The sequence below is a fragment of the Flexivirga oryzae genome, assembly GCF_014190805.1.
Classification (GTDB): domain Bacteria; phylum Actinomycetota; class Actinomycetes; order Actinomycetales; family Dermatophilaceae; genus Flexivirga; species Flexivirga oryzae.
Genome location: NZ_JACHVQ010000006.1, coordinates 123,942 through 143,732 on the forward strand (window position 1 = coordinate 123,942; position 19,791 = coordinate 143,732).

Consider the following 19,791-nt stretch of genomic DNA (forward strand, 5'->3'; position numbering starts at 1 on the left):
GGAGAACGGCCTTTCCTTCTGCGATGTCCTGACCAGCGCCGGAGTCCGGCGCGCACCCTGCATCATGCCAGTCCTCGCTGTGGCCGTGAGTGGCCGGTCACGCCGACGCACTCGCGGCCGCGGAGATGTCGTCCAGCAGCACCGCTTTGATCAGCTGCGCCGCCCACCGCAGCACCTCGGTGTCGCGCAGCGGCTTGCCGCCGACGGGTGCCGTCTTGGGTTGCGGCACGAGGATCTGATGTATGGCGGGCTTGACCATCGTGCCCTTGTAGATGCGCTCCAGCCGCAACTGCTGGCTCTCCCGCAGCTCGACCGGGCCGAAGCGCACCATCCGCCCCTGCAGTGCGATGTCGCCGATGCCGGCCTGCCGGGCGATGGTCCGCAGCCGGGCCACCTCGAAGAGGTGCTGCACCGGCTCGGGCGGCGCGCCGTACCGGTCGCGCAGCTCGGCCTCGATCTCGCCGAGCGCCGCCTCGTCCTCGACGGTGGCCAGCTTCTTGTAGGCCTCCAGCCGCAGCCGCTCCCCCGGCACGTACTCGTGCGGCAGGTGCGCGTCGACCGGCAGCTCGATCTTGACCTCGGTCGGGGCTGGCGACGTGCCGTCCCCGCGGAAGTCCGCGACGGCCTCCCCCACCATCCGGACGTAGAGGTCGAACCCGACCCCGGCGATGTGCCCGGACTGTTCGCCGCCGAGCAGGTTGCCGGCGCCGCGGATCTCCAGGTCCTTCATCGCGACCTGCATGCCGGCACCGAGATCGGTGTGGCTGGCGATCGTCTGTAGCCGGTCGTGTGCGGTGTCGGTGAGCGGCTTCTCCGGCGGGAAGAGGAAGTAGGAGTAGGCGCGCTCGCGGCCACGACCGACGCGCCCGCGCAGCTGGTGCAGCTGGGACAGACCGAGCTGGTCGGAGCGGTCCACGATGAGCGTGTTGGCGTTGGAGATGTCCAGGCCGGTCTCGATGATCGTGGTGCACACCAGCACGTCGTACTCGCGGTCCCAGAAGCCGGTGACGACGTCCTCCAGGCGGTGCTCGGACATCTTGCCGTGTGCCGTGGCTACCCGCGCCTCGGGCACCAGCTCGCGCAGCCGGGACGCGGCCTTCTCGATCGTGCCGACCTTGTTGTGCACGAAGAAGACCTGGCCCTCACGCATCAGCTCACGTCGTATGGCGGCGCCCACCTGCTTCTCCTCGTAGGCGCCGACGAAGGTCAGCACCGGGTGCCGCTCCTCGGGAGGCGTTGCCAGCGTGGACATCTCGCGGATGCCGGTCACGGCCATCTCCAGGGTGCGCGGGATCGGGGTCGCGGACATCGCGAGCACGTCGACGGCGGTGCGCATCTGCTTGAGCTGTTCCTTGTGCTCGACGCCGAAGCGCTGCTCCTCGTCGATGACCACGAGGCCGAGGTCCTTGAACTTCACCTCGTTGGACAGCAGCCGATGCGTGCCGATGACCAGATCGACCGTGCCGGAACGCAATCCGTCGATGATCTCGCGTGCCTCGCGGTCGCTCTGGAAGCGGGAGAGCGCCTTGACCACGACCGGGAACCCGGCGTAGCGCTCGGTGAACGTCTGATGGTGCTGTTTGACCAGCAGGGTGGTCGGCACCAGCACCGCCACCTGCTTCCCGTCCTGGATCGCCTTGAACGCGGCGCGGATCGCGATCTCGGTCTTGCCGTAACCGACGTCGCCGCAGATGAGCCGGTCCATCGGCACCGACTTCTCCATGTCGGCCTTGACCTCGTCGATGCTGCTGGCCTGGTCGGGGGTCTCGATGTAGGCGAACGCGTCCTCCAGTTCGCGCTGCCACGGGGTGTCCGGGCCGAAGGCGTGGCCCTCGGTCGCCATCCGCGCCGAGTAGAGCTGGATGAGCTCGGCGGCGATCTGCCGGACGTGCCGACGGGCGCGGGATTTGGTTGTCTGCCAGTCTGATCCGCCCATCTTGTTGAGGGACGGCTGCTCACCGCCGACGTAACGGGTGACCTGGTCCAGCTGGTCGGTCGGCACGTACAGCTGGTCAGCCGGCTGACCCTTCTTGGACGGCGCGTAGTCGATGACCAGGTATTCGCGGGTCGCACCGCCGACGGTGCGCTGCATCATCTTCGCGAACCGGCCGACACCGTGCTGCTCGTGCACGACGAAGTCGCCCGGGTGCAGCTGCAACGGGTCGACGACGTTGCGGCGCCGCGACGGCATCCTGCGCATGTCCTTGGTGCTGCCGCCGTGCGTTGAGGAACCGGTCAGGTCGTTCTCCGTGAGGAGCACGAACTCGCTTGATGCCAGAGCGAACCCGTTGCCCAAAGCGCCGGTCGCGATCTCCACTGCGCCCGGCGTGAGCTGTTCGATCCGGTGCGACGCCACGTCGTGGTCACGCAGCACCTCACCGATGCGGTGCCCGAGCCCAGGTCCCTCGGTGACGACCAGCACCCGGTTGCCGGCGCCCACCCAGTCGCGAATGTCGGCGACCGCCTGCTCGGTGCTGCCACGGTAGAGCGGCACGTCAGCGGTCCCGATGGTGACCTGTTCCCCGGAGAGCGCGTCGTCCTCCTGGAACTCGGCCAGCTCGGCATCGGTCGCGAACGCGGAGAACGACCACCAGGCAAGTCCCGCGGACAGCGCATGGTCGCGCAGTTCGGCGATCGACCAGTAGGAGGCCGTCCCCAGCACGGACTGCAGGTCGACCGGCACCGCGTTGCCTGCGGCGGCGTTGGACCAGCTGGCGTCCAGGAATTCGGCGCTGGTCGCGACCAGGTCGTGTGCCCGTCGACGGACGCGTTCCGGATCGGCGAGCAGCACGTGGGTGCCCTGCGGCAGCACGTCCAGCAGCGTTTCCATCCCGCCCGCGGTGCCGCCGGCGAGTAGGATCGGCGCGAGCGACTCCATCCCCTCGACCGCGATCCCCTCGGCGATCTTGAGCAGCATGTCCTGGACGCCGGGCAACTGGGCGGCGAGGGTGCGCGCCCGTGCGCGCACGTCCTCGGTGAGCAACAGTTCACGGCACGGCGGCGCCCACAGGCCGTGCTCCGCGATGTCGAGGCTGCGCTGATCGGCGACCTTGAACCAACGGATCTCTTCGATCGTGTCGCCCCAGAACTCCACCCGCACCGGGTGCTCCTCGGTGGGCGGGAACACATCGAGGATGCCGCCGCGGACGGCGAATTCGCCCCGTCGTTCGACCAGATCGGTGCGGGTGTATGCCGCACCCGCCAACGCCTCGACGACCTCGGGCAGCTCCGCGTCCTGTCCGATGCGCAGCGAGACCGGCGCGAGGTCACCGAGGCCCTTGGCGATCGGCTGCATGAGCGCCCGGACGCTGGCGACCACGACCGCGATCTCGCCATACGCCTCGTCCTCGGCGTCCGGGTGCGCCAGGCGGCGGAGCACCGCGAGACGCCGGCCCACCGTGTCGCTGCGCGGGCTCAGCCGCTCGTGCGGCAGCGTCTCCCAGCTGGGGAACTCGACGACCTGCTCGGCGGGCAGGAAGCCGCGCAGGCACGCTGCCAGGTCCTGCGCCTCCCGCCCGGTCGCGGTCACTGCGAGCACGGTGCGCGCCGGCCGGTCGGCGCCGCCCTGGGCGACGAGGGCGGCCAGTGGTCCGCGAGCGCCGGCGGCACACGCGATGTCGACGACGTTCGCCGTGCCGACGTGCGACAGCAGTCGCGCGACGGCGTCGTCCCGCGCGAGCAGGTCGAGCATGGGTTGCAGGCTCACCGGTGGGCAACTCCTTGATCGTCGTACCCGCCGGGGCGGGCACGCAAAAGGGCCCCGTTCGCAGGCGAGACGGGGTTGTCGGGATCGATTCTAGTCGGCCGCGGTATCGGGCCACGTCGTGGCGTGGGCGTCGAAGTCGGCCCCGGTCTGCACGGGCACGACGCAGAAGATCATGCCACCCGGGTCGGCGAGGATCGCGTAGTGCGGGTTGTCGCGCGACTCCTGCACGGTCGCTCCTGCCGCGACCAGGCGGGCCACCTCGGCGTCGATGTCGTCGGTCTCGATGTCGAGGTGGAGCCGCGGCGCACCGTCGTCCAGCCGCTGCAAGGCGAGCATCACGCCGCCTGGCAGCCGGTCCAGGCCCTCGAACGGGTCGTCCGGCGCGGTGCTGCCGGTCGCCCGACGTTCGCTGCCGCGAGCGGTGGTCCAGAATGCGGCCGCGGCCGGGTAGGTCTCCGGCGGGTGGTCGATGAGAAAGACTCCGATGCGACTGCGATGCATGGATCGACGCTATCGCCGGCGACCGACGACGGCGACTCCCTTTCGGGTCAGCGTGCGTGGATGACGTTCTGCACGTCGCTGAGGCTCTTGGTCGTGAGCAGCTCCGCGGCCTCGGCGGCGTCGGGCACGAGGAAGTCCAGTTCCTTGCGCTCGGCCGCGTTGAAGTCCTTCAACACGTACGCCGCGGGGTCCATCCGTCCCGGTGGCCGGCCGATCCCGACCCTCACCCGCAGATAGTCTTTACTGCCAACGGATTTGGTGATCGATTTCAGGCCGTTGTGGCCACCTTCGCCACCGCCGCGCTTCAGCCGCAACGTCGCGAAGTCGATGTCCAGCTCGTCATGGATGACGATGAGCCGCTCCAGCGGCACCTTGAAGAAGCGCATCAGCCCGGCCACCGGTCCGCCGGACTCATTCATGTAGCTGGTCGGGGTCGCGATAATCGCCGGTTGCCCGGCGAGGCGGATCGAGGCGGCCAGCGCGCCCGCCTTGTGCGCGCGCAGGCTCGTGCCGGCGTCGTGCGCCATACGATCGATCACCATGGCACCGACGTTGTGCCGGTTGCCGGCGTACTTGGGTCCGGGGTTGCCGAGACCGACGATCAGCCAGGGTGCGTCGTCAGTCACTGCTCATCCCATCCCTCGTGCGGAAACGCTTTGAAGATAACGCATTCCGGCGGTCGATCCGCCGTGGGCGCGGTGCGGCCCCGGTCCGAGACGGACCGGGGCCGCTTCAGCTTCTGGTGGATCAGGCCTCGTCGCCCTCGGCGGCCTCTTCGCTCGCAGCGGCTTCCTCGCCCTCGGCGGCCTCTTCGCCCTCGGCAGCCTCTTCCTCGGGCTCCTCGGCGGCCTGCTGGCTGACGTTGACGACAAGCAGCTCCTCGTCGGCGACCAGCGTGACGCCGGCGGGCAGCTCGACGTCCTTGGCCAGGATCTGGCTGCCGGCCTCGAGGCCCTCGACGGAGACGACGAACAACTCGGGGATCGACAGGACGTCGGCCTCGACGGAGAGCGTGGAGCTCTCGACGACGACGTTGGTCTCCGGGCCGGCCTCGCCCTCCACGTGGACCGGGACGTCGACGGTGACCTTCTCGCCGCGCTTCACGATGACCAGGTCGACGTGCTCGATGACCGGCTTGATCGGGTCGCGCTGCACGTCCTTGGCCAGCGCGAGCTCTTCCTTGCCGTCGAAGTCGAGGGTGAGGATCGCGTTGGAGTGCTTCAGCGCGAGCATCGTGTCGTGGCCCGGGAGGGTCAGGTGCACCGGGTCGGTGCCGTGCCCGTAGAGCACGGCCGGGATCTTGTGGTCGCGGCGGATGCGGCGGGCGGCGCCCTTGCCGAACTCGGTGCGCAGTTCCGCGTTGAGGCGGAGCTCTGTCTGTGCCATGGGGATTTCCTCGCTTCGTCGAGCAACTGGGTGTCAGTGGTGCCTCGACGTGGGACGCGGCGCGAGCGGCCGACATACGTGCGCAGGAGAGCAGCGTTCGAGGCTGCGGTTGCACACCTTGTCGATCACGGACGTTCGTGCAGCGTCCCTCGCCGAGGCTGGCGCCCTAGATCGTATGCCGGGAGCCGCGTCTCGCCCAAATCGGCGTCCCAGGAACGGGCGGCGGGCGGTGCGTCGGCGTACACAGCTCTCCCCAGTGGCGACTCCGGCACGCCCTGGACCGGTTTTGCGGTCACAGGTCCCCCCAGTGGCGACTCCGGCACGCCCTGGACCGGTTTTGCGGTCACAGGTCCCCCCAGTGGCGACTCCGGTACACCCGAAGCCGGCAAACCCGCGCACAGCCCTCCCCTGGGGCGACTCCGGCACGCCCGGGTCCGGTACACCCGGGCCGCACACCCGGTACGCCCCGTCAGGGGGTGAACATCGAGGTGACCGAGCCGTCCTCGAACACCTCGCGGATCGCCTGGCCGAGCAGTGGCGCGATGGACAACGCGGTGAGCTTCTCGAACTCCTTCTCCGGCGTGATCGGCAGCGTGTCGGTCACGACGATCTCGCGGGCGACCGAGTCGCGCAGTCGCTGCACGGCCGGCTCGGAGAAGATCGCGTGCGTCGCGGCGATGATGACGCTGGCGGCGCCGTCGTTCATCAGGGCGTCCGCCGCGTGGCAGATGGTGCCGCCGGAGTCGATCATGTCGTCGACCAGCACGCAGGTGCGTCCTTCGACGTGACCGATCACCCGGTTGGCGACGCTCGAGTTGGCCTTGGTGACGTCCCGGGTCTTGTGGATGAACGCCAGCGGGGCGTTGTCCAGCCGCCTCGACCACTGCTCGGCGACCTTGATGCGGCCGGCGTCCGGGGAGACGACGGTGAGCTCCTCGGTGCCGTACTTGCTCGCGACGTGCTCGGTGAGGATGGGCAGCGCCTGCAGGTGGTCGACCGGGCCGTCGAAGAAGCCCTGGATCTGGTCGGTGTGCAGGTCGACCGTCATCAGGCGGTCCGCGCCCGCAACCTTGAACATGTCCGCCATCAGCCGGGCGCTGATCGGCTCACGGCCGCGGGACTTCTTGTCCTGGCGGGCGTAGCCGTAGAACGGCGTGACGACGGTGATCCGCTTGGCGCTCGCCCGCTTCAACGCGTCGACCATGAGCAGGTGCTCCATGATCCATTTGTTGATCGGCGCCGTGTGGCTCTGGATCACGAAGGCGTCGCACCCGCGCACCGATTCCTCGAACCGCACGTACATCTCGGTGTTCGCGAAGTCGCGCAGCTCGGTCGGCACCAGCTGAGTGCCGAGATCGGCCGCGACCGCCTCCGCCAGCTCGTGGTGGGCGCGGCCGGAGAAGACCATCAGGTTCTTCTCCGTGGTGCGTTTCATGCCGGTGCTCATGACAACGCCTTCGTACCGGCGTTGTCGTTCGCCTGAGCCTGTATTCGCTCGCTGCGCTCGCTCATGATTACTGAGTGGGACCTTCCTGGTTGTCCGTGCCGTCGGGGTCGGCCGGCGGTATGTCGGTGGTGGCGTGCGAGGCTGCCTCGGCGGCGGCCGCGGTCGCGGTGCCGGCACGCCGGTGCGCCACCCAGCCGGGGACGTCGCGCTGCTTGGCCCGGGAGATGGCCAGTTCCCCGGGGGCGACGTCGTCGACGACGGTGGAACCGGCCGCGACATACACCCCGTCCGCGATGTCGACCGGAGCGACGATGACCGAGTTGCTGCCGACGAAGCTGTGCTTGCCCACGTTGGTGTGGCTCTTGGTGACGCCGTCGTAGTTGGCGAAGATCGTGCCGGCGCCGATGTTGCTGCCCTCACCGATGGTCGCGTCGCCGCAGTAGGTCAGGTGCGGCACCTTGGCGCCGTCCCCGATCTGGGCGTTCTTGGTCTCGACGAAACCGCCGATCTTGCCGCCCCGGCCGAGTTCGGTGCCGGGCCGCAGGTAGGAGAACGGTCCGACGTTCGCGCCGGGGCCGATGAAGGCCAGGTTCGCCTGGGTGCGTACGACGCTCGCGCCGTCCTGCACCTCCGTGTCGACCAGGGTGGTGTCCGGGCCGATCTCACAGTCGGCACCGATCGAGGTCGCGCCGTGCAACTGACACCCCGGATGTATGACGCTGTCGGCTCCCACGCTCACGCCGACGTCCACCCAGGTGGTGTCGGGGTCGATGACGATCGCGCCGTGCTCGCGCATGAGCGTGTCGAGCGTGCGGCGGTTCAGCTCCTTGCCGAGCCGCGCGAGCTGCGCCTTGTCGTTGACGCCCTCGGTCTGCCACAGGTCGTCCAGCACGTGACCGTTGACCCGCAGTCCGCGCCGCACGGCGACCTCGACCACGTCGGTGAGGTACTTCTCCCCCGCCTCGGCGTGGACACCGACCTCCGCGAGCGCGTCGCGCAGCACGGCCGCGTCGAATGCGAAGATGCCGGAGTTGAATTCGCCGATCTGCAGTTGCTCGGGGGTCGCCTGCTTGTGCTCGACGATGGCCTGCACCGCGCCCTGCTCGTCGCGGACGATGCGACCATAGCCGGAGGCGTCCTGCAGCACGCCGGTCAGCACGGTGACGGCGGCTCCGGCGTGCTCGTGGTCCTGCGTCAGGTCGACCAACGTCTCGGCGGTGAGCAGCGGCGTGTCCCCGGTGGTGACGACGACGGTGCCGGCGAGTGAGTCGGGCAGGGCCAGCAGACCGCACTCGGCCGCGCGCCCGGTGCCGTAGACGTCGTCCTGCTCCGCGATGACGATCTCCGGGGAGATCTCGCGGGCGGCTTCGGCGACGGCTTCCTTCTGCGCGCGGACGACGACGGCGACATACTGCGCACCGGTGCCGACCGCGGCGCTGACGGCGTGCCCGACGAGGGTCCGCCCACCGATGGCGTGCAGTGCCTTGTTGCGTCGCGACTTCATCCGGGTGCCGTCACCTGCGGACAGGACGATGACGGCGGCGGGCGTTGCAGTCACGGGATCGACTCCTGGTGGCGCTGGCGACGGGCGCGCGTGCGCGTGCGGGCCCGGCGGTGATGTTACCGGCAGCCGCGGTGTGCACCTGCTGTCGCCTCACGGAAGGGGGCGCCCGCGCATGGCAGACTGGCCGAAACCACGACCGTGAGGAGTCAGCCGTGGCATTCGGTTTCCGGAAGAAGAAGGAAGCGCAACCGCCCAGTGGCGCCCCGGTGGAATTCATCCCGCAGGCGGGCGCCTGCTTGGTCACCACGCACGTGCGGGACCGCGTCGGCCGGGTGAAGTTCATGCACCGCGACGAGTCGAAGGCGCCGGCGGACAACGGCTGGCGCATCTTCGGTGAGCACGACACCCAGGAGTACATGAACCAGGGCAACCCGTTCGTCATCATGGACTACAACCAGGCCTGCGCCATCGAGCCCGCGCTGATCGGCATCTACGACTTCCCGGTCGGCAGCGACCTGCGGATCGAGCGGGACGACCGCATCCGGGTCATCGACGTCACGACCGGGCGGGAGATCCCCGAGGAGAACTTCTACGTCCCGCCGCAGTTCCGGGCCTGAGCCGGCGTTGCAGACCGCGATCCGGATCGAGTCAACCCCATGAGACTGGACCTCACCGTGCTGGCTATTCCGGGCTTCATCGGTGCAATGGCTGCCGAATACGCCTGGCAGCGCAAACATCCGGCACCGCCAGGGACACGGGCCGGTGACTACGAGTTCAAGGACACGATGGCGAGCCTGTCGATGGGCCTCGGGTCGCTGGTGGCGCCATACGTCTCCAAGACGCTGATCGGGCCGCTCGCCGGGCGCGGTCGAGCGGCGAGGACGGCGATGACGGTCGCGATCGGCGCGACCGCGGCCACCACGGCACTGGACGTCATCCGCAAGTTGCGCAGCGACGACTTCGGCGCGGCCGGTGTCGCCGACTGGGACACCCGTGTCCTCCAACGGACCCAGGCCCCGTCGGACGGTGCGCCGGTCAGACCGGTCCTGGAACGGATCACCGGCCGGGTCGCCGGCATTGCCGTCGCGTCCACCGCGCTGGTCGTCGCCACCGAATGGGGCGCGCGCACCACCGGGGAGAAGTTCTTCGGCCGCACCCCGCTCGACCTCGGCGACGGCGCACTCGTCGCCACGCTGGCGGTGCTCGGCTGGGACTTCATCTACTACTGGAACCATCGGCTCGACCACGAGGTGCGCTGGATGTGGGCCATGCACGAGGTCCACCACTCCAGCGAGCACTACAACCTCTCGACCGCCCTACGACAGCCGTGGGGCGACACGATGACGCTCTACATCCCCTACAGCCTGCTGGCCCTGGTCGGCGTGCGCCCGCGGCACATCATCAACGCGCGTGCGATCAACCTGCTCTACCAGTTCTGGATCCACACCGAGGCGGTTCGCTCGATCGGGTGGCTGGAGAAGGTGCTCAACACGCCGTCGCACCACCGCGTGCACCACGGCACCAACAGCGAGTACCTGGACCGCAACCACGGCAGCATCCTGATCGTCTGGGACAAGCTGTTCGGCACCTTCGAGGCCGAAAACTCCCAGCCGGTCTACGGATTGACGAAGAACATCGACACGTTCAACCCGATCAGGATCGCCGGTCACGAATGGGTCGACATGTTCGAGCAGGTGACGGGTGCCGACACCTGGGGCGGCCGGTGGTCCTACCTGCTGCGCTCGCCCGGGTGGGCCTACTCCCACCGCAGGAGCGCGGCGACAGTCGCCTGACCTGCCCTGTTGCGGCGAGCTCAGCTCCCCGGATGCGTGTCCTGCCACGCCGATTCGAGGCCGGTGACGTCCAGTGACCCGTCGGCGACGAAGCGATCCTCCCGCGCCGCCAGGGCGCGCCGGATGCTCGCCACGAAGTCGAGGCCGCGCGTCCGGTCGATGCCGAACCGCTCGGCATACACCTCGAGCAGGCGTTCCTGTGCGTCGACGTCGGCGAAGGCGGCGAAGGTCAGCTCGTCGCCGGCAAGGTATGGCGCCAGCCGATCGAGGAACGCGTCAAACTCCAGCGCGGCGACCGCCGCCTCGTCGCGGTCCTCGATCGTCACCAGCAGTTCGAGCTGTACGACGCCGTCGTGCTCGGTGAGTTCGAAGGTGAAAACCATTTCGTCCCACTGCCACGCGATGTGCGACGGTGGCACGCTGGAGATCGGCTCGCCCTGCACCTCACCGAGTAGCCGACCGAGCTCGGTCGGCTTCGCCCATGGCTGCCCCGCAGGAACCACTCCCCGACGACACCCGGCTGACTGACGGCCCGCCATACCGCTGCGAGCGGAGCGACCAACTCACGCGTGAAGCGCAGTGTCGGGCGGCCCTCGACTGTCTCCAGCGTCGTCTCACCCATCAGACCCCCCATCGTCCCCACCCCGAGCCGCCACCGGCTCCCCGGGTTGGAATCGAACCAACGTCGCTAATCCTGATTCAAAGTCAGGCGGCCCCTACCAGCAGAGCAACCGGGGAACGCCCCCTGCGGGGACGCGGACAAGGGTAGGACAGATCGGTCAAGAAGGCATATCGGTCCCAGAGACATGGCCACACCGGCGGGTCTCTTCCCCTTGAATATCCATATGCCCACGAAGAAACGGTCCCGGCTCTCGGCCGCTGACCGACGCGAACAGCTCATCTCGGTCGCCCAGCAGCTTTTCGCCGAGCACGGCGTCCAACCCACGACCGTCGAAGACATCGCCACGGCAGCGGGCGTCACCAAACCGCTGATCTACGAGCACTTCGGTGGCAAGGAGGGCCTGTATGCCGTGGTCGTCGACCGCGCCATGCGTGACCTGCTCGACCAGCTCGTCGGCTCCCTCACCGCCGGCGGGGGCTCGCGCGAGTTGCTGGAGCGCGGCGCGGTAGCGCTCCTGACCTATATCGAGGAGCACCCTGCGGCGTTCCGGGTGCTGTTGCGCGACTCCCCGACGTGGCACGGCAGCGGGTCCGCCGCGAGCATCCTGTCGACCGTGTCGAGCCACGTTGAGGCGATCGTCATCGAGGTGTTCGAACGCAACGACCTCGATGTCGAGGTCGTGCCGATCTACGCCCAGATGCTGGTCGGGATGATCGGTTTCACCGGCGAGTGGTGGATCGAGTCCGGCTCCTCGCTGTCACGCGACACCGTCGCCGCGCACATGGTCAACCTGGCCTGGCACGGCCTCGGCCACATCGAGAAGGAGCCCACACTCAAGACGCTCTGACCGGCGCCTGCTGCAACTCGACCCGGTTACCGCACGCATCGTCGGTGTGGAACCGGCGGACACCGGGTATGCCGTCGTCCCAGCGGACCGCCCCTCCCGCGGCGTCGACCGCCGCCGCGGCCGCGTCGACGTCGGACACGAGCAGGCACGGGTGTGCCTTGCGTGCCGGCGTGAAGGGTTCCTCCACGCCGCAATGCAATTCGTGGGTGTCACCGACCGCGAACCAGCAACCGCCGCGCGCCGCGAGCGCCGGCGGCTTCGGGATCTCGGGCAGCCCGAGCAACCCGCCGTAGAACTGTCGCAACCGGTCCTCCGCACCCGGCGGGCAGGCGAGCTGGACATGGTGCAGGCCGGTGACCGAAATGCGTTGCTGCGTCACACCGCTCAGCCCTTCCTGCCGACGGCGAAGATCCGCCGGAACGGCATCACGACCCCGTGTGGCGCCCTCGGGTACGCCGCGTCGAAGCGGGATGCCAGCTCGGCCAGGAACGGCTCCCGCTCCTGGCCGTCCAGCACGTCGAGCAGTGGCCGCAGGGCGGTGCCCTTGACCCACTCCAGTACCGGGCTGCGTTGCGTTCCTTGCGGATCCAGGATCTGCTCGTACGTGGTCTCCCAGACGTCGGCATGGCCGCAGGCCGCGGCGAGCACTTCGCCATACCGCTGCGGCGTCTCGACCGGCGACTCGCGCAACGCACCCACCAGGTCGCCCGCTCGGCGGTGCTCTCGTGCGACCTCGCGGATGATCCGGTGCGACGGGGCGTTGAAATTGCCCGGCACCTGCATCGCGAACCAGCCACCGGCCGGCAGCGCCCGCAGCCACCGCGCGATCAGCTCGAGATGCCCAGGAACCCACTGCAGGGTGGCGTTGGTGACGATCACGTCAGTGGGACCGGACGGCTCCCACGCGGACACGTCGCCGAGCACCCACTCGACTCGGTCGTCCACATCCAGTGCGCGGGCCCGTTCCAGCATCGTCGCCGACAAGTCCAGCCCGGTGATGCTCGCACCCGGCCAGCGATCGGCGAGCCCGAGCGTCAACGGGCCGTTTCCGCAGCCGAGGTCGACGACGGCGCTCGGGTCGTCGGCGCCGACGCGAGCCACCAGGTCGGCGAACGGACGGTTGCGCAGATCGGAGAATCGTTCGTACTGCCCCGGATCCCACGTCGCCATGCCAACCTCCCGCTCGATTTATCTTGATATCAAGATACCCTGGGATGTCTCGATGTCAAGAAACTCGTGAGTAGACTGCTTCCATGGTGGCGGAACGCGACGAGGTCGACCAGATTGTCGAGGCCTGGCGCCGCGAGCGCGCCGACCTCGATGTCGAGCCACTGCAAGTGCTTTCCCGGGTCTCACGGCTCGCGCGACTGCTCGACCAGGCTCGCGGACGCGCCTTCACCGACCACGGGCTGGACGGCTGGGAGTTCGACGTGCTGTCCGCGCTGCGCCGCGTCGGGGCGCCGTACGAGCTGTCACCGGGCGCTCTCGTGCAACAGACCCTGGTCACCAGCGGCACCATGACCAACCGCGTCGACCGACTGGAGAGCCGCGGCTTCGTCGAACGCCACCCGGCACCGAAGGACCGCCGCGGGGTGCTCGTGCGCCTCACCCCGGCCGGTCGCGACGCGGTCGACTCGGCGATGACCGAACTGCTCGAACAGGAGCACGAGATCCTGGCTCACCTACCCAGCCGGCACCGCTCCGCGCTGGCCGCGTCACTGCGCACCCTGCTGGCCGCCGTGGAACGACCCGCGGACTGACGGCGCTGCGGGCGCGCTGCCGGGCCCGGAGGAAATGAGGTTGAGCCGCACCGGGCGTCGATGACACGATGAAGGCCGGTAGGAGGATGCGGCACGTGATCACGGTTGACCTGGCGCCACGGATGTCCAGCACTATCCGCTGGGCACCCTCGCCGGTCCTGGAGACGCTCGGCTGGCTGTGCCTGACGCGGGACGGGGGTACCGATCCGACCTACGGTGCACCCGACGAGCGGGCCCGGGAACTGCTCGACTGCCCGGATGTCGCCCTGGTCGCCGAGCTGCTGCCGCACGGCGACGGCCCCACCCCGGACTTCCTCGTGCCGGTCCCTGCCGACGGACCCGCCGCCGCGGTCGCAACGGCCCAGCTGGACGAGATCCGCCGCACCGACCACGCGATCGCGGCGGTGCAGGTCTGGGAGGATCTCGGCGACCGCGAACTGTCGACGAACGTGTCCTGCGCCCTGCGGGACGGCACGTTGCCGGCCCGCGCGGCGCGGGGCCTGAAGTCGTTCTGGGAGAACGGCGTTGCGGGAATCTGGCCCACCGCGCAGGAGGCGCTTCAGGCCGAGATCGAACGCTGCACCCAACTCGTTGAGAGCGGCGGCATCAGTGCGGCGCTCGGCGCCGTGCACGATCGCCTCTCCTACGACGATCTGCTGCAGCTGAGCAGCGACGGTCCGGCACCCGAGACCCCCTCCGAGCTGCTGGTCATTCCCACCGCGCTGTACGGACCGACCCGGCTCGCCATGCGTCTGTGGGGCACCCAACCGTTCGTCGCCTACCCGGTCGGGGTCGCCGCGACGCGCTCCGCGTCGCTGGCCGAGTTGCGCCGACTGCTCGGTCCGACCCGGGCCCTGATCCTGCGCAAGCTCACGTCCGCGAGGACCACCACCGAGCTCAGTGGTGAGCTCCGGCTGGCCGCCGCCACCGTGTCGTACCACGTCAAGGTCCTGCAGCGGGCCGGTCTCCTCGAGCGGTCACGTGACCGCCACAGCGTGCTCTACGAGTTGTCGCCCACGGGCCGGCAACTGCTGACCGGCACGCCGTAACGGACGTCGGGGCCGCCGCCGGCCGACGGCAGGAGCCCGAGGAGAACTCGATTCGAATACCGTCGAATATTGCGATCGGGTCGCGATAACCGGCAATGGCTGGACATCACGCATTGCTGCGTCAAAGGTTGATCACAGTGGTTGCCACAAGGCCGCGTCGCGGCCTTCGTTCTCATTCAGGTAAACGCGGGGGTGCAGGCGAACCGTCAACTCGAGCTGCCTGCAAACAATTTGCGATCAAAACCGTCAATAGACGGCTTGATCCATGACCCGCCCTGGCCAATTCCAGGGCAATGGAGGAAATGAAAATGCGTTTCACAAAGGTGGTCGCACTTACGGCTGCGGGTGTCACTGCGGTCTCGCTGGCTGCCTGCAGCAGCGGTGGCCCGTCGGAGTCGGGCACCCAGGGCGGCAACACGACGGCTGCCAACGAGCAGACGAAGGCGGCGGTCGCCGCGCAGGATCCGAACCTGAAGGGTCCGGCGCCGGCGGTCAAGGGCGCCAAGAACGGCGGGACGCTGTACATCGACGATTCGTCGAACCCGCCGACGATGGACCCGGCCGGCATCTACTACATCGACTCGAACGCGTTCTCGTCGCAGTACCTGTTCCGGACGCTGACGCAGTACAAGATCGTCGACGGAAAACCCGTGCTGGTGCCCGACCTGGCCGAAGGTGTCGGCAAGCCGTCCTCCGACGGGCTGACCTGGAAGTTCAAGATCAAGCCCGGTCTGAAGTACTCCGACGGTTCCCCGGTCAAGATCCAGGACTTCGTCTACGGCATGGAGCGCACCTTCGACGTGAAGGGTGTCGGTGCCAACGGGACCGGCTACCAGATGGAGTACCTGAAGGGCGGCGACACCTACAAGGGCCCCTACGCCCAGCCGAACGTGAAGTTCCCCGGCGTCACCACCGAGGGCAGCGACACGCTGGTGTTCCACCTGACGAAGAAGGTCCCGTCGTTCAACTACTTCGCCTCGTTCCCGGAGTTCACCCCGGTGCCGAAGGCCAAGGACACCAAGGCGACATACCAGAACAACCCCCTCACGACCGGCCCCTACAAGGTGCAGTCGTTCACCAAGGGCCAGAAGATGATCCTGGTGCGAAACACCAACTGGGACGCCAAGACCGACCCGGTGCGGCACGCCTACCCGGACAAGGTGCAGATCAACTTCTCCATCGAGGACCTGCCCTCGCAGCAGCGGGTGCTGGCCAACAGCGGAGTCGGCGCCAACACGGTCAACATCGGCGCGATCGACGCCTCGCTGGCCTCGAAGGTCACCGGCGCGCAGAAGAACCAGTTCGCGATCGGCCCGTCCTCGTGCGAGTTCTTTGTGGAGATCGACACCCGCAAGGTGCCGCTGGACATCCGCAAGGCGATCGGTTACGCGTGGCCGTTCAACCAGATCCGCAAGGCCGGCGGCCTGTCGACGCTGAACTACCAGCCGGCCACCACGTTCGCCGCGCCCAGCCTGCAGGGCTACAAGAAATACCCGCCACTGCCGTACGCGACCGGCACCGGCAACGGTGACCCCGCCAAGGCCAAGGCCATCCTGCAGAAGGCGAACAAGGTCGGCTTCCAGCTGTCCTACTACTACCGCAGCGACAAGCCGAACGTCGTCAACGCCAACAACGCCAAGAAGGCGGCGCTGAAGGCGGCGGGCTTCACGGTCAAGGACATCCCGGTGTCCAGCGCCGAGTTCACCAAGAAGATCGCCGACCCGAAGGCTCCGGTCAACATGGGCCAGGGCACCCCGGGCTGGTGCTACGACTGGCCGACCGGCGACTCGCAGTACCCGCCACTGTTCAACGGGGCCGGCATCTCCAACGGTCTGTCGGTGGGTCAGTTCAAGAACGCCGCCGTCAACAAGGAGATGGACGCGATCAGCGCCATGGATCCCGCCAAGGCTGCCCCGAAGTGGGCCGCCCTGGACAAGGAATTGATGACGAAGTACGTCCCGTCCCTGCCGGATTACTACTCGATGAACACCGCGACATTCGGCAAGAACGTCAAGAATGTCGAACTCAACCCGATCCTCAGCATGCCCAGCCTTTCCCAGCTCTGGGTCACGCAATGATCGAACAGTAATTCACCCGTTCGCCCCGACATTGGCGATATGACCGTAATTCAATTGCGACGGTCATATCGCCAATGTCATGATTGATCGAAAGGGGACGTCGTGGGCCGCGCCGGATTTCGCGCGACACCGGCGATCGCGACGCTCCCGTCATACCGGAGGACGACAGGTCCTCCCCACACACTCGGTCGCGGCCGGCCGCGTCTCGCATGCTCTCGATCACGTTCACTGCCGTGATCACCTTTCGTCCAGCGCATGGCGAACGCATTCTCCCGCTGCCTCGGCAGCAGGCCGGTCGCGATCGGGCCGCCCCGGTCACTCGACGATCTCGCCGACCTCCAGCCAGCGTTCCTCGAGTTCCTCGCGCTGCGCGTGTACCGCGCGCAACTGCCCGTCGAGCTCGGTCGCGCGCGCGGGGTCGGTGGCGGCCTCGACCAGCGCCGCGTGCAGCTTCTCCTCCTGGTCGGCGAGCTTGCCCAGGGTGCGCTCGATACGGGCCATCTCCTTGCGGGCCTCGCGCTGCTCCGCCGCGCTGTATGACGCCGCGGGCGTCGACGCTGCCACGTCGGTCCGGGTGCTCGCCGTCTGCGCCGGTGCGGAACGCTGCTGCGCGGCATACAGCTCGAGGTACTGCTCGACACCGCCGGGCAGCTCCCGGATCCGGCCGTCGCCCAGCAGCGCGACCTGCCGGTCACACATGCGCTCCAGCAGATACCGGTCGTGCGACACGACGACCAGCGTGCCGGCCCAGCCGTCGAGCACATCCTCCAGCGAGGTCAGCGTCTCGATGTCCAGGTCGTTGGTCGGCTCGTCCAGCAGCAGCACGTTCGGCTCGGTCATCAGCAGCCGCAACAGTTGCAGCCGGCGCCGCTCGCCACCGGACAGGTCGCCGACCCGGGTCTGCTGGCGGGCGCCGGAGAACCCGAGCCGCTTGGCCAGCGAGGACGCCGAGACCTCCTTGCCACCGAGCATGATGAAGCTCTTCACCTCGGTGACGGCGTCGATGACCCGCTGCCCGTCGTACCTGTCGAGCTCGCGCACCTCCTGGGTCAGGAACGCCAGCTCGACGGTCCGGCCCTGCTTGCGCTTGCCCGCCGTGAGCGGCTGGCTGCCCTCGATGGCGCGCAGCACCGTCGATTTGCCGGCCCCGTTGACGCCGACGATGCCGGTGCGCTCCCCCGGTGCGAGACGCCAGGTCTGCTTGTCCAGGATCCGCTTGTCGCCCACGTCGACAGTGGCGTCGATCAGGTCGATGACGTCCTTGCCGAGCCGGGTGGTGGCGAAGCGCACCAGTTCGACCTCGTCGCGCGGCTCCGGCTCGCCCTTGATCAGCTCGTTCGCCGCGTCGATGCGGAACCGCGGCTTCGACGTGCGCGCGGGTGGTCCCCGCCGCAGCCAGGCGAGTTCCTTGCGCAGCAGGTTCTGCCGCCGGTCCTCGGTCGCCGCCGCGATCCGTGCCCGCTCGTTCTTCGCGAGCACGTAGGCGGCATACCCGCCGTCGTACTGCTCGACGCGCCCGTCGACGACCTCCCAGGTGTGGTCGGCGACCGCGTCGAGGAACCACCGGTCGTGGGTGATGGTCACGAACGCGTTGTCCGGTCGCGACCGGCGACGCACCAGGTGGTCCGCCAGCCACTGCACGCCTTCGACGTCGAGATGGTTGGTGGGCTCGTCCAGCAGCAACAGGTCCGGATCGTCGATCAGCAGCTGCGCCAACGCGATCCGGCGCCGCTCGCCACCGGACTTGGTGCCGACGATCGCGTCCGGGCCGCCCACCGCACCGAACCCGACACCGCCGAGCAGGCCGCCGAGCACGTCGCGGATGCGCGGGTCGCCCGCCCATTCGTGCTCGGCGCGGTCGCCGAGGGTCGCGTCGCCGACGGTGGCTGCGGGGTCGAGCCGGTCGTCCTGGCTCAGCATGCCGATCGTCAGGCCGCCGACGCGTGTGACCCGCCCGGTGTCGATCGGCTGGGCGTCGGCGAGCACGCGCAGCAGCGTCGACTTGCCACCGCCGTTGCGGCCGACGACACCGATCCGGTCACCGGTGCCGACCCCGAGCGAGACGGCGTCGAGCACTTGGTTGGTGCCGAGAGCCAGTGAGATGTTCTCGGCGGCAAGGAGATTGGGCATCAGGCAACTATCGATCGGGTATGGCGGGGCCGGGTCACCGGTGCCGCACGTCGTGCACGACGTGCGCGCCGTGGACGGGCCCGGCGGCGCTGACGACCTCGTCGCAGACGTTGCTGGCCGACAGGGTCACCATCAGGTCCAGCGCGGACGTCCGGTCGGCACACAGGAACGCCACCGTCGGCCCGGAGCCTGAGACGATCGCCCCGAGCGCGCCGTTGTCGAGGCCGGTGGTCATCGTGGTGGTCAGCTTCGGCATCAGCGAGCAGGCGGCATCCTGCAGGTCGTTCTGCAGGTTGCTGGCCAGGGCGTCGACGTCACCGGCGCGCAGGGCCGCCATGAGCGCCGTGTTGGGCTTCGGTTCGGGGATCCGTCGGTTGCCGCGCAACCGGTCGCACTCGGCGTAGACCGCGGGGGTGGACAGGCCATCGTGGTGCAGCGCGAAGACCCACTCGAACGCGCCCCGGCTGAGCACCGGCACCAGGTGCTCGCCACGACCGGAGCCGATGGCCGTGCCGCCCTCCAGTGCGAACGGCACGTCGCTGCCGAGTTCGGCGGCCATGTCCTGCAGCTCGCGGGGGCTGAAGCCGGAGTCCCAGAACGCGTCGACGGCCACCAGCGCTGCGGCGGCGTCCGCGGAGCCGCCCGCCATACCACCGGCGACCGGGATCTTCTTGTCCACGTCGATCGCCAGGCGTTCGTCGGTGCCGATCCGGGCCGCGATGAGTTTGGCTGCCCGCATGGCGAGATTGGTGTCGTCGTCGGGCACGATGCCCGCACCGACGCCCGTCGTGGTGACCGACCACTCGTCGGCGGCCCGGACCGTGACGTGGTCGTGCAGCTCCACTGCGTGGAAAACCGTTGACAGAGAGTGATATCCGTCGTCCTCGAGCGGGCCGATGCGCAGCTCGAGATTGACCTTGGCCGGCACGCGCACCGTGACCGGGGCCGTGGACGTCACTTCCATGCCG

The 19,791-nt window shown here is 68.7% G+C and carries 17 protein-coding genes and 1 tRNA gene; 6 read left to right on the forward strand and 12 right to left on the reverse strand.

The window, feature by feature from the left end; genetic code table 11:
• Positions 1 to 97 precede the first annotated feature (97 nt).
• The 6 genes from mfd to glmU all read right to left on the reverse strand — a co-directional run bounded on the left by mfd (position 98) and on the right by glmU (position 8,598).
• On the reverse strand, positions 98 to 3,706 hold the full coding sequence (gene mfd / locus FHU39_RS23065) for a transcription-repair coupling factor (protein ID WP_343066091.1): 3,609 nt from the start codon (positions 3,704 to 3,706) through the stop codon (positions 98 to 100).
• 90 nt (positions 3,707 to 3,796) lie between these two features.
• Positions 3,797 to 4,207 carry a VOC family protein gene (locus tag FHU39_RS23070; protein ID WP_183323069.1) on the reverse strand — a complete coding sequence of 137 codons (411 nt, stop codon included), beginning with the start codon at positions 4,205 to 4,207 and terminating at the stop codon, positions 3,797 to 3,799.
• 47 nt (positions 4,208 to 4,254) lie between these two features.
• Positions 4,255 to 4,833 carry an aminoacyl-tRNA hydrolase gene (gene pth / locus FHU39_RS23075; RefSeq protein WP_183323070.1) on the reverse strand — a complete coding sequence of 193 codons (579 nt, stop codon included), beginning with the start codon at positions 4,831 to 4,833 and terminating at the stop codon, positions 4,255 to 4,257.
• A 121-nt stretch (positions 4,834 to 4,954) separates the two neighbouring features.
• Positions 4,955 to 5,593 (reverse strand): 50S ribosomal protein L25/general stress protein Ctc, encoded by a 639-nt coding sequence (locus tag FHU39_RS23080; RefSeq protein ID WP_183323071.1) that lies wholly within the window; start codon positions 5,591 to 5,593, stop codon positions 4,955 to 4,957.
• Between the two features lie 469 nt (positions 5,594 to 6,062).
• Complete coding sequence (locus tag FHU39_RS23085; RefSeq protein ID WP_183323072.1) at positions 6,063 to 7,040, reverse strand: ribose-phosphate diphosphokinase; 978 nt, start codon at positions 7,038 to 7,040, stop codon at positions 6,063 to 6,065.
• A gap of 67 nt (positions 7,041 to 7,107) precedes the next feature.
• On the reverse strand, positions 7,108 to 8,598 hold the full coding sequence (gene glmU / locus FHU39_RS23090; RefSeq protein ID WP_183323073.1) for a bifunctional UDP-N-acetylglucosamine diphosphorylase/glucosamine-1-phosphate N-acetyltransferase GlmU: 1,491 nt from the start codon (positions 8,596 to 8,598) through the stop codon (positions 7,108 to 7,110).
• A gap of 158 nt (positions 8,599 to 8,756) precedes the next feature.
• Here glmU and FHU39_RS24505 point away from each other — a divergent pair, with 158 nt between their 5' ends.
• Positions 8,757 to 9,161, forward strand: a complete 405-nt coding sequence (locus FHU39_RS24505) for an immunity protein Imm33 domain-containing protein (protein ID WP_343066092.1) — start codon at positions 8,757 to 8,759, stop codon at positions 9,159 to 9,161.
• 39 nt (positions 9,162 to 9,200) lie between these two features.
• Entirely contained in the window at positions 9,201 to 10,337 is a 1,137-nt protein-coding gene (locus tag FHU39_RS23100; RefSeq protein ID WP_183323074.1) for a sterol desaturase family protein, read from the forward strand.
• Positions 10,338 to 10,357: 20 nt separating this feature from the next.
• Here FHU39_RS23100 and FHU39_RS23105 read toward each other — a convergent pair whose 3' ends face one another.
• Complete coding sequence (locus FHU39_RS23105) at positions 10,358 to 10,840, reverse strand: SRPBCC family protein (protein ID WP_183323075.1); 483 nt, start codon at positions 10,838 to 10,840, stop codon at positions 10,358 to 10,360.
• A 156-nt stretch (positions 10,841 to 10,996) separates the two neighbouring features.
• Positions 10,997 to 11,075: transfer RNA gene (locus FHU39_RS23110), tRNA-Gln, on the reverse strand.
• A 107-nt stretch (positions 11,076 to 11,182) separates the two neighbouring features.
• Here FHU39_RS23110 and FHU39_RS23115 point away from each other — a divergent pair.
• On the forward strand, positions 11,183 to 11,806 hold the full coding sequence (locus FHU39_RS23115; RefSeq protein WP_221185851.1) for a TetR/AcrR family transcriptional regulator: 624 nt from the start codon (positions 11,183 to 11,185) through the stop codon (positions 11,804 to 11,806).
• Here the strand turns inward: FHU39_RS23115 and FHU39_RS23120 are convergent.
• Together FHU39_RS23120 and FHU39_RS23125 are read right to left on the reverse strand one after the other, a co-directional pair.
• A complete protein-coding gene (locus FHU39_RS23120; protein ID WP_343066093.1) occupies positions 11,793 to 12,185 on the reverse strand; it encodes a VOC family protein in 393 nt (130 codons plus the stop codon). The genes FHU39_RS23115 and FHU39_RS23120 overlap by 14 nt on opposite strands.
• Before the next feature lie 5 nt (positions 12,186 to 12,190).
• Positions 12,191 to 12,976 carry a methyltransferase domain-containing protein gene (locus tag FHU39_RS23125; RefSeq protein ID WP_183323077.1) on the reverse strand — a complete coding sequence of 262 codons (786 nt, stop codon included), beginning with the start codon at positions 12,974 to 12,976 and terminating at the stop codon, positions 12,191 to 12,193.
• Between the two features lie 83 nt (positions 12,977 to 13,059).
• Here FHU39_RS23125 and FHU39_RS23130 point away from each other — a divergent pair, with 83 nt between their 5' ends.
• The 3 genes from FHU39_RS23130 (at position 13,060) to FHU39_RS23140 (ending at position 16,693) form a co-directional block, all read left to right on the forward strand.
• Positions 13,060 to 13,566, forward strand: coding sequence for a MarR family winged helix-turn-helix transcriptional regulator (locus FHU39_RS23130; RefSeq protein WP_183323078.1), 507 nt, complete (start codon positions 13,060 to 13,062; stop codon positions 13,564 to 13,566).
• A 95-nt stretch (positions 13,567 to 13,661) separates the two neighbouring features.
• Positions 13,662 to 14,615, forward strand: a complete 954-nt coding sequence (locus FHU39_RS25150; protein ID WP_183323079.1) for a helix-turn-helix domain-containing protein — start codon at positions 13,662 to 13,664, stop codon at positions 14,613 to 14,615.
• A gap of 308 nt (positions 14,616 to 14,923) precedes the next feature.
• Entirely contained in the window at positions 14,924 to 16,693 is a 1,770-nt protein-coding gene (locus FHU39_RS23140; RefSeq protein WP_183323080.1) for an ABC transporter substrate-binding protein, read from the forward strand.
• A gap of 315 nt (positions 16,694 to 17,008) precedes the next feature.
• On the opposite strand, the gene FHU39_RS23145 is transcribed toward FHU39_RS23140, so the two are convergent.
• Entirely contained in the window at positions 17,009 to 18,823 is a 1,815-nt protein-coding gene (locus FHU39_RS23145; RefSeq protein ID WP_183323081.1) for an ABC-F family ATP-binding cassette domain-containing protein, read from the reverse strand.
• 34 nt (positions 18,824 to 18,857) lie between these two features.
• Positions 18,858 to 19,787 (reverse strand): 4-(cytidine 5'-diphospho)-2-C-methyl-D-erythritol kinase, encoded by a 930-nt coding sequence (locus FHU39_RS23150; RefSeq protein ID WP_183323082.1) that lies wholly within the window; start codon positions 19,785 to 19,787, stop codon positions 18,858 to 18,860.
• Positions 19,788 to 19,791 lie beyond the last annotated feature (4 nt).

Bases quoted from the DNA above. Each gene is read 5' to 3' on its own strand.
- FHU39_RS23070 (WP_183323069.1), bottom strand. From the start codon at position 4,207: ATGCATCGCAGTCGCATCGGAGTCTTTCTCATCGACCACCCGCCGGAG.
- FHU39_RS23080 (WP_183323071.1), bottom strand. From the start codon at position 5,593: ATGGCACAGACAGAGCTCCGCCTCAACGCGGAACTGCGCACCGAGTTC.
- FHU39_RS23085 (WP_183323072.1), bottom strand. From the start codon at position 7,040: ATGAGCACCGGCATGAAACGCACCACGGAGAAGAACCTGATGGTCTTC.
- FHU39_RS23100 (WP_183323074.1), top strand. From the start codon at position 9,201: ATGAGACTGGACCTCACCGTGCTGGCTATTCCGGGCTTCATCGGTGCA.
- FHU39_RS23115 (WP_221185851.1), top strand. From the start codon at position 11,183: ATGCCCACGAAGAAACGGTCCCGGCTCTCGGCCGCTGACCGACGCGAA.
- FHU39_RS23125 (WP_183323077.1), bottom strand. From the start codon at position 12,976: ATGGCGACGTGGGATCCGGGGCAGTACGAACGATTCTCCGATCTGCGC.
- FHU39_RS23130 (WP_183323078.1), top strand. From the start codon at position 13,060: ATGGTGGCGGAACGCGACGAGGTCGACCAGATTGTCGAGGCCTGGCGC.
- FHU39_RS23140 (WP_183323080.1), top strand. From the start codon at position 14,924: ATGCGTTTCACAAAGGTGGTCGCACTTACGGCTGCGGGTGTCACTGCG.
- FHU39_RS23145 (WP_183323081.1), bottom strand. From the start codon at position 18,823: ATGCCCAATCTCCTTGCCGCCGAGAACATCTCACTGGCTCTCGGCACC.
- FHU39_RS23150 (WP_183323082.1), bottom strand. From the start codon at position 19,787: ATGGAAGTGACGTCCACGGCCCCGGTCACGGTGCGCGTGCCGGCCAAG.